Source organism: Mycobacterium sp. 1423905.2 (genome assembly GCF_001673155.1).
In the GTDB taxonomy this organism is placed as follows: Bacteria; Actinomycetota; Actinomycetes; order Mycobacteriales; family Mycobacteriaceae; genus Mycobacterium.
The window spans coordinates 1-8544 of the sequence record NZ_LZLE01000034.1 but is presented as its reverse complement, the minus strand read 5'-3'; the positions used below and the strand labels follow the sequence as shown (position 1 = coordinate 8544).

Annotated in this window: 9 protein-coding genes and 1 pseudogene; 7 read left to right on the top strand and 3 right to left on the bottom strand. The window is 65.3% G+C overall.

Annotated elements, in window-relative coordinates; genetic code table 11:
- Positions 1-158: 158 nt before the first annotated feature.
- Positions 159-701 carry a bifunctional 2-polyprenyl-6-hydroxyphenol methylase/3-demethylubiquinol 3-O-methyltransferase UbiG gene (locus A9W95_RS02425; RefSeq protein ID WP_067409054.1) on the bottom strand — a complete coding sequence of 181 codons (543 nt, stop codon included), beginning with the start codon at positions 699-701 and terminating at the stop codon, positions 159-161.
- Between the two features lie 120 nt (positions 702-821).
- On the opposite strand from A9W95_RS02425, the gene A9W95_RS02420 reads away from it, so the two are divergent.
- Together A9W95_RS02420 and A9W95_RS02415 are read left to right on the top strand one after the other, a co-directional pair.
- A complete protein-coding gene (locus tag A9W95_RS02420; RefSeq protein WP_067409053.1) occupies positions 822-1400 on the top strand; it encodes a TetR/AcrR family transcriptional regulator in 579 nt (192 codons plus the stop codon).
- Between the two features lie 50 nt (positions 1401-1450).
- Entirely contained in the window at positions 1451-1909 is a 459-nt protein-coding gene (locus A9W95_RS02415; RefSeq protein WP_067409052.1) for a hypothetical protein, read from the top strand.
- A 16-nt stretch (positions 1910-1925) separates the two neighbouring features.
- Here A9W95_RS02415 and A9W95_RS02410 read toward each other — a convergent pair whose 3' ends face one another.
- Entirely contained in the window at positions 1926-3686 is a 1761-nt protein-coding gene (locus tag A9W95_RS02410) for an amidohydrolase family protein (RefSeq protein ID WP_067409051.1), read from the bottom strand.
- A 103-nt stretch (positions 3687-3789) separates the two neighbouring features.
- Between A9W95_RS02410 and A9W95_RS02405 the strand changes: the two genes are divergently transcribed.
- From A9W95_RS02405 to A9W95_RS02390, 4 genes are all read left to right on the top strand, one after another.
- Complete coding sequence (locus A9W95_RS02405; RefSeq protein ID WP_067409050.1) at positions 3790-4971, top strand: cytochrome P450; 1182 nt, start codon at positions 3790-3792, stop codon at positions 4969-4971.
- Positions 4968-5162: a ferredoxin gene (locus tag A9W95_RS02400; protein ID WP_067409049.1), complete on the top strand. Its 195-nt coding sequence runs from the start codon at positions 4968-4970 to the stop codon at positions 5160-5162. Before A9W95_RS02405 ends, A9W95_RS02400 begins: the two co-directional genes overlap by 4 nt.
- A 171-nt stretch (positions 5163-5333) precedes the next feature.
- Positions 5334-6122, top strand: coding sequence for a heavy metal-binding domain-containing protein (locus tag A9W95_RS02395; RefSeq protein ID WP_067409055.1), 789 nt, complete (start codon positions 5334-5336; stop codon positions 6120-6122).
- Positions 6122-6505, top strand: a complete 384-nt coding sequence (locus tag A9W95_RS02390) for a DUF5073 family protein (protein ID WP_067409048.1) — start codon at positions 6122-6124, stop codon at positions 6503-6505. Before A9W95_RS02395 ends, A9W95_RS02390 begins: the two co-directional genes overlap by 1 nt.
- A 19-nt stretch (positions 6506-6524) precedes the next feature.
- On the opposite strand, the gene A9W95_RS02385 is transcribed toward A9W95_RS02390, so the two are convergent.
- Positions 6525-7898, bottom strand: coding sequence for a wax ester/triacylglycerol synthase family O-acyltransferase (locus A9W95_RS02385; RefSeq protein WP_067409047.1), 1374 nt, complete (start codon positions 7896-7898; stop codon positions 6525-6527).
- Positions 7899-8168: 270 nt separating this feature from the next.
- Between A9W95_RS02385 and A9W95_RS02380 the strand changes: the two are divergent.
- Positions 8169-8544: pseudogene (locus A9W95_RS02380) on the top strand (antibiotic biosynthesis monooxygenase); the annotation flags it as partial.

Here is an 8544-nt window from a genome sequence, read left to right as displayed (position 1 = left end):
GGCGCACCGCGCGGCCGGGCCCGGTCACCGCAGGCGCGGCACCACCCGGCGGGCGGTACCCACCCGCAACGGCGAGAAATCCGACACTGCACAGCACCCCGCGACCCCGCGGCCTCACCGCCGCCGTCGAGCAACCCGAACTGCCGGCTGAACAGCGCTCACGCGCGTGCCAGCAGCCACGCACGGCCGTCGCTTTCGTCGCTGGCAAGGATCTCCAGATCGGCGAAGGCGGCGGATAACTCGCCGGGGGTGGCCCGGAATGGTCCGGGACGGCCACCGACTTGGCTGAGTGTCGCGATGGCCAACACGCCCCCGGGTGCCAGACGGTCGACGATCTGCCGATCCAGGCGGCGATCGCGAAACAAGTTGCACAAGATCACCGCGGCGGGAGGTCCGGGCGGCACACCGTCGTCCAGGTCGACCACATCGAATCGGCAGCGATCGCTGATTCCGTTGTCTTGAGCCAGTTTTCGTGCTTGGTCGATCGCGGTCGCGGAGACATCGACACCCAGCACGTCGAGGCCGCGACGGGCCAGCCACACCGCCGCTCGCCCCGGACCGCAGGCGAGGTCCAGCGCGGCTCCGGCGGTAGGCAACAGGTCGGCATGCGCCGCCACAAAATCCGGCGGCTCCGCTGCGCCCCGCGGCGCGCCCTGGCGGGCATAACGTTCGTCCCAACGCCGCCGGTCCTCTTGGGTCATAGGCGCCACCCTAGAGGCATAGTTTCTTCTGGACAGCTGTCCGGTGTTTTGGCCCACGCCCGCCGCCGACGACGACAATTGCACCCAAGCAACGGTCGGCCCAGCGCTTACACTGGACGGGTGTCTAGCGAAGCGGCCGGCGCCGACTCGGCGCGCCGGTCGGATCGCCGGCCCGGTCAGACCATCCGCAAGGTCCTCGACGCGGGCTTGCAGGAATTGCGGCACTCGTCGTACGCCAACCTGACCATGCGTGCGGTTGCTTCTCGCGCCGGCGTCTCTGCGGCGAGCGCCTACACGTACTTCCCATCCAAGGCTGCCCTGGTCGCCGCCGTCTACTTGGATCTGCTGCGCGACCGCCAAATGCATACCGACACCGGGGACACCACCAAGACCAGAGTGAGCGCCACTTTGCGCGACATGGCTCTCGTGGTGGCCGACGAGCCGGAACTGACGGCCGCCTGCGCCGCGGCGCTGATGGCGGACGATCCGGCCGTCACCCCGCTGCGGGAACAGATCGGTGAAGAGGTGTCGCGGCGGATCGGGGCGGCGCTGGGACCGGGCTGGCCGCGGGCGGTGAAGTCGACCCTGCAGATGACCCTGTTCGGCGCTTTGATGATGGCGCGTTACCTGACCTATCAGGAGATCGCCGGGCAACTCGACGACGCCGTCAATCTCGTGCTAGGTGCATCTGTGGCCTGAGACAATCCGCAGCGGGCTGACGTTGGCAACCTGCCGAATGAGGAGTGGACATGGGTGTGGCATCGCTGGCGCTGAACAGCGCACCGGTTTTCGGCGGCGCACTGCTGGCGATCGCCGCAGGGCAATTCCGAGGTCCCGACTACCGAGGGCTTATCAAGCAGGACATGGACCTGTTGGATCGCCTGCCCGCTGAAGCCGCCGGACGGCGCGCCGAATTGCAGCGAACCATTGACGCTCGCATCGACGACTTGGTGGAGGCGACCGACCGAAGCCGTGCCATGCGCCAAGCGGCGATGTCCTATCGAGGCAATTGGCGCGACATCGTGCTGCTGCTCTGCGTGGTGCTGTTCACCATCATCTGGTGGGACGTCAAGCACAGCCGCGCCAACTGGCTGCCGATGTTCATCCTGTTGATCCTGCTGTGCGTGGTGACCGCGGCCTACGCCCTGCGCGGAGTCCTGCGTTCCGCTTCATCAGCGTTGCGTCGAGGCCGCGGTACAGCCGAATGACCAACTGCTGCAACGCTTAGCGGGCGCCGCGAACCAGCCGGCCGGGGCGCGCCCCGGTGTCGATGCCTGCGCGGCGTGTCACCACACCGCTGACCATGGTGGCGTCGTACCCGCTGGCGCGTTGGGTCAGCCGGCGTCCGCCAGCGGGCAGGTCGTACACCATGCGCGGGGCGTGCAGGCGCAACGCATCCATGTCGATGACATTGATGTCGGCCTTCTTGCCGCACTCGATGGTTCCTCGATCGGTGAGACCGAAAAGCGTAGCGGTGTCATGGCTTTGCTTGCGCACCACGTATTCGAGCGGTAGCTTCTCACCGCGGTGGCGGTCCCGGGCCCAATGGGTGAGCAGGAAGGTGGGATAGGAGGCGTCGCAGATCATTCCGCAATGCGCCCCGCCGTCGGACAGCCCCACCACCCCAGCAGGGTGGGTGAGCATCTCCCGGATCGCATCGTGGTTGCCGTCGCTGTAATTGAGGAGCGGCAACAGCAGCATCGCGGTGGCGTCCGATTCGAGCATCAGGTCATAGAGCGTCGCCAACGGATCCTCCCCGCGTTGACGGGCGATCGCCTTGACCGTGCGCTCGGCGGTCGGCTCGTAGTCGGGCGGGTCACCGATGGCGTAGAGCCGGCCCAAGGAGTGCTGCACGGCCGCGAACATAGTGTCGAATAGGACCGACGGGTCGGGCGGCAGATCGTCTTCGGCAAGTATCGCCGCCCGCACCGCAGGATCGGCCAGTCGAGCGGCGAGATCCTCGGGTCCCAATTCGGCTCGCAGCTTGCGGTATGTGGGGCGATGGGTGAAGGCGTGATGGCCGGGAAACCCGATCAGCATTCCGAAGGGGCGCGCGGCGATCTGCGGGTACAACCGACTGCCGGCGGCATGCGCGGCGGCGGAAATCTCGAGTTGCTCGCGCCATAGCCGCGGTGCCGCGTCGATCTGAATCAGCGCGAAGGTGACCGGGCGGTCGATTTCCCCCGCCAGCCGCTCCATCCAGGCCAGCTCCCGCTTCGGCGCCAGAATATCTTCTCCCCCAACGCCTTCGGGAGCCAACTCGAACACCGCTTGCCCCCCGGCCGCCATTGCGCGACCCAGACCGAACAGCTCGTCCTCGGCGGCGAAAGTACCCGGTACCGGCTCGCCGTCCATCGCGCGGTGACCCAAGGTTCGCGATGTCGAGAAACCCAGCGCACCGGCCTCGACGCCTTCGCGCACCAGCCGCGCCATGGCGTCGATGTCCTCGGGCGTGGCGGGCTCGTTACGCGCTCCTCGCTCGCCCATCGCATAAGCGCGCACTGGCCCGTGCGCGATCTGACTCCCGACATCCACGGCGAAACGTCCCCGCTCGATCACGTCGAGGTACTCGGGGTAGCTCTCCCAGCCCCAGGAGATGCCTTCGGTCAGTGCCGTCCCGGGAATGTCTTCCACACCTTCCATGAGCGCGATGAGCCAGTCTTCGCGGCCCGGGCGCACCGGCGCGAACCCGACACCGCAGTTTCCGGTGACCACGGTGGTCACCCCGTGACCGCTGGACGGCTCGAGCACGCCGTCCCAACTGACCTGACCGTCGTAATGGGTATGAATGTCGACGAACCCCGGCGCGACCACTCGCCCGGTGGCGTCGATGGTCTCGGCGGCGCCTCCGGGAAGTCCGCCGTCGGTGTCCGCCCGGCGCCAAACTTCGGCGATCTTGCCGTCTTTGATGCCGACGTCAGCGCGGTAACCCGGCACCCCGGTGCCGTCCACCACGGTTCCCCCGACAATCTTCAGATCGAACACTAACGACCTCCTCCACCGACGGTGGATCCATAACATCTCTAATTTACGTATTTTTGCAAGCGAAGGCATTGCTCACCGCCAGGTGCGGTGCCACGCTAACTGCATGACAGAAGCCGACGCGTTCGTCGACCAGGCCGTGATGGGCCTCGCCGAGCCGCAGCCCATGTACAAAGCACTACGTGAAACGACGCCTGTTTTCCGGGCACCGCAAGCGGTGGTACTGAGCCGGCTGGCCGATATCGAGATGGCGCTCAAACGCACCGATCTGTTCTCCTCCAACATGGACGCGGTCGACCTCGGCAATCTGCGACCCCTCATCCCGCTGCAGATCGATCCGCCGGAACACGCCAAGTACCGGCGCATTCTGGATCCGCTCTTCACCCCGCGGGAGATGGCTCGCCGCGAACCGCACATCACCGAGCTGGTGAACGAAAGGATCGATGCATTTGCCCACCGAGGCGAATGCGACTTTCACGCCGAATTCGCAGTCCCGTTGCCGTGCACGGTATTCCTGCAACTGCTCGGTCTGCCGTTGGAGGATCTGGACCAGTTCCTGGAGTGGAAAGACGGGGTGATTCGTCCAGCCGGGGCCACCGGATACGACGACCGTCACGACAGTTCGGTGGTGGTCGCGCAACAGATCTACGACTACTTCGAGCGGGCCATCGACGAGCACATCGCCAACCCCCGCGACGACATACTGTCTGCGATGATCGCCGTCAATCTGGAACGGGAGGGCCGGACCCTGACGCGGGAGGAACTGCTCGACATCTGCTTCCTGTTCCTGATCGCCGGTCTGGACACGGTCACCGACTCCCTCGATTGCTTTTTCGTGTACCTGGCACGACACCCAGAGCACCGCCGTCAACTGGTCGAAGAACCGGACGTCTTGCCGCACGCAATCGAGGAACTGTTGCGCTGGGAAACGCCGGTACCGGGCGTCGCCCGCGTCGCCATGCAAGACGTCGAGGTGGGTGGTTGCCCAATTGCCAAGGGTGAGCGGGTCAGTCCGTTGCTCGGTGCGGCCAACACTGATCCCGCCGAATTCCCCGATCCCGAGGTGGTGGACTTTCACCGCACCCCAAACCGTCATCGCGCTTTCGGTGGCGGCCCGCATCGCTGCCTCGGAAGCCACCTGGCCCGCATGGAGTTGCGGGTGGCCCTGCGTGAGTTCCATCGCCGTATCCCTGATTACGGCATCAAACCGGGCACCGAGCTGACTTACACCGCCGCGCTGCGGTCGGTGGAGGCACTGCCGCTGACTTTTCCGGTTCCCGTCCAATGAGGCGGGTCTCGGTCGAGCAGGACCGATGTGTCGGGCACGGACGCTGCTACACCCTGGCGCCCGAGGTGTTCGATGCCGACGAAGTGGGCCATGCGGTCGTCCTGGTCACCGACGTCTCTGGCGAACTCGAGCGCCAAGCAGTGACCGGCGCCCAGAACTGCCCCGAAGAGGCCATCTTCTTGTCCCCGTGAAGCGGCAGCGTTCAGTCAAAACCCGTTCGGCCACAGCGAGTTTCGCCAGTACCACCGCTGGGCCCGCCCGATGCCCCGGTAGGCGTGACTGAGCTGCCCGATGCCAAATCCGGCAAAGACGGGCGTTGGCTCGGTACGCTGACGCCAATTCAGGAGAAGGGACTCTCATCCATGCAACCAGGAGCGCTCGATCCCGTCGCCAGCGAACGACTGTCGCATGCCGAGAAATCGTGGACGTCTGACTTGTCCATCAACGAGTTCGCGCTCCTACACGGGGCCGGGTTCGAACCGATCGAACTGGTCATGGGGGTCTCGGTCTATCACGTCGGGTTCCAGTTCAGCGGTATGCGACAGCAGCAGGAACTGGGGGTGCTGACCGAGGCGACCTACCGGGCGCGGTGGAATGCGATGGCCCGCATGCAAGCCGAGGCGGATGCACTCAACGCCGACGGCATCGTCGGGGTCCGGCTCAACTGGCGCCATCACGGCGAAGGCGGGGAACACCTGGAATTCATGGCGGTCGGCACCGCGGTTCGATACACCGCGAAGCCTGGAGCGTTCCGTCGTCCCAACGGCCAAGCTTTCTCCAGCCACCTGTCCGGACAGGACATGGTGACGTTGCTGCGCTCCGGATTCGCCCCGGTCGCCTTCGTCATGGGCAACTGTGTGTTTCACATCGCTGTGCAGGGATTCATGCAGACGCTCAAGCAGATCGGGCGGAACATGGAAATGCCGCAGTGGACGCAGGGGAACTACCAGGCGCGTGAATTGGCGATGTCGCGGATGCAAAGTGAGGCCGAGAGAGACGGCGCGACCGGTGTGCTGGGCGTGCACTTCGCCGTCTCGAACTATGCCTGGGGACTGCACACGGTCGAGTTCTACACTGCCGGCACCGCCGTGCGCCGCACCGGCAGTGGTGAGACCATCACGCCGACGTTTGTTCTGCCGATGGACAGCTAGTGGTTGATTACGACGCCGACCAAGTCAGCCGTACCGTCTCGGCAGCGCTCGCTGGGCCCGGTGGAGTCGGGCTGGTGATCAACGTGTTCGCCGGGCTTCCCGGCGTCATCCACACACCGGCGCGACGTGGCATCTTCCGGTCCAATCCCGAGCGGATCCAGATCGGCGACTGGCGTTACGAGGTCGCTCAGGACGGCCGGTTGCTCGCCGCCCATCTGGTCAACGGAATTGTCATCGCCGAAGACGTCCTGGCCGCCGAGGCGGTCGGTCCGCACCTGGCCAGGGCGCTCGGACAAATCGTGGCACGCTACGGCGGCACCGTTGTACCGAACATCAACGCCGCGGTCGAAGTACTCGGCACCAGCAGCGGTTCGGGTTATTGAGCGAAGGGTAGTCCAGGGCTTAACGTTTGCACTCCAGTAATTCCTTGAGCGCATCGGAGAACCCGTCGGCGATGGGCCACAGGTCCGGCAGGAGGTCCGGACACGAGATGGCGCCGATGCCCAGTTCACCGTTGAGGGACATGACGGTGAGGTTCAGTCCCGCACCGCCAAGCAGCGGGCCCAGCGGATACATCGCCTCGATTTTGCAACCCAGGAAGTACAGCTGGTCCTGCGGGCCCGGAACGTTGGACAAGATCAAGTTGTAGATCGGACTGCTGCTCAACGGAATGCGCGGCAGGATTTTCATGGCCGCACCGAACATGGTCTGGCCCCCGAACTCAGTCCAATCATGCAGCAGCGTAGGCCCTATGGCCGCGGTATGTTCCTTGGCCGCACGGTTGCCTGCGGCGATGGCCCGGATTCGCTGCGCCGGATCGCTGATCTGGGTTTCCAGCCGGCAGAACATCCAAGTGGTCTGATTGCGCCCGGGCCGATCGGACTTGTCGCGCACCGACACCGGCACCGTGGCCACCAACGGAGCATCCGGTAGCTCGCCGCGTTCGGCCAAGAAACGTCGCAATACCCCGGCACAGAGTGCCACCACGACGTCGTTGACGGTTACCCCAAAACGCTCTTTGACCCGTTTGACGTCACGCATGTCCAGCTGGGAGTAGGCAACGTTGCGGTGCCGAGTGAGGGTGCCGTTGAACGGGGTGGGCGGCGCGGAGAACGGTGCCGCCATGGTTCGGCCTTCGCGGGCCCGCAGGGCCGTCTGCGCCACCGTGAACAGTGTCGTGGGCACTATGGTCGCCAACCGTAATGGCCGCTTGGCGAAACTGAGCAGTCCGGTCGCGACAATCTGCAGCGCGCTGGCGCGACCAGCGCCGCGAACCGGCTGCGGCGCAGGCGCATCGGGCTGCAAGGCGCACAGTTGAGCCAGTAGATTCGCCCCGGCTACCCCGTCGACCACGGCGTGGTGCACCTTGAGCATCACCATCAGCCGGTCTTCGCGGGCACCGCCCTCGATGACCCACATCTCCCACAGCGGCCTGTCGCGATCGAGCGGCAGCCCCGCGATGTGCCCACAAAGCTCCGACATTTCGCGCCGACCTCCGGGCGCGGGCGCGGCAACACGGTGCAGGTGACGGCGCAGGGAGAACTCCTCGTCGTCGACCCACACCGGGTGATCCAGGTTGAGCTGGCTGTCGGCCAGCTTCATCCGGAATTCGGGCATCGCCTTTACCCGTTTGGCTAACTCTGCGCGCAGCCGGGCATAGCTGTAGCCGCCGGGCATCGTCGAGGTGTCCAATTCCAGGACGCAGCACACGTTCAACGGTTGCGTCGGTGTTTCCATGTAGAGAAAGAAAGCGTCAATTCCGCTTAGTCGTTCCATAGTCGCCCGCCCGACTAGTCACGTACAAGAACTCTTTGCCCGCCACCAGAGTCTAGGTAGGTTGATGACGGGAATCTAGCCCGCCGCAAGCAATTTCGCTGCGAATATGCAATGACTGCAGCGTCAATAACGGCAGGAACGCGACATCCGGACGTAAACGAATACGGGCGCGTTCTGCACCCGGTCACTGCTGGCTTCCCTCACGGTGCGACGGGCAAACCTTTTCATCGCGTCAGCGCCCAGGCGGCCCTCGGATGGTAGACAACTGACATGACAGTCGGCGCCACGGCGATCTCCCTCTTTCACCCTCCAGCGGATGCGCGGCGGTTCCAAGACTGGGCGACCGGCTACTTCGCTTCCGCTCAGGCGAGTTCTGGCTATGTCGGCGCGCGTCAATCGGTTGCCGCGGAACGGTTGGACTGCGGCCTGGAGGTCTCCTTCGCCGATCCGCAGTCGCTCGACGCATGGCTGGACAGCGCGGAGCGGCGGGCCATCTTGACTGCTGGGACAGCGCACGGATACTGGCGCTGCAACTCGGATCTGGTTCTCGCACAGGGAGAGCTACCGCCACCCAACGTCGGCGTCTTCTTGCACAGCGTCACCCCGGGCAAAGGAGCGGAGTTCGTCGCCGCGCAGCGAGACCTGA

Excerpts from the sequence above, each read along its gene's own strand:
- A9W95_RS02425 (WP_067409054.1), bottom strand. The coding sequence starts at position 701 with ATGACCCAAGAGGACCGGCGGCGTTGGGACGAACGTTATGCCCGCCAG.
- A9W95_RS02415 (WP_067409052.1), top strand. The coding sequence starts at position 1,451 with ATGGGTGTGGCATCGCTGGCGCTGAACAGCGCACCGGTTTTCGGCGGC.
- A9W95_RS02405 (WP_067409050.1), top strand. The coding sequence starts at position 3,790 with ATGACAGAAGCCGACGCGTTCGTCGACCAGGCCGTGATGGGCCTCGCC.
- A9W95_RS02400 (WP_067409049.1), top strand. The coding sequence starts at position 4,968 with ATGAGGCGGGTCTCGGTCGAGCAGGACCGATGTGTCGGGCACGGACGC.
- A9W95_RS02395 (WP_067409055.1), top strand. The coding sequence starts at position 5,334 with ATGCAACCAGGAGCGCTCGATCCCGTCGCCAGCGAACGACTGTCGCAT.
- A9W95_RS02385 (WP_067409047.1), bottom strand. The coding sequence starts at position 7,898 with ATGGAACGACTAAGCGGAATTGACGCTTTCTTTCTCTACATGGAAACA.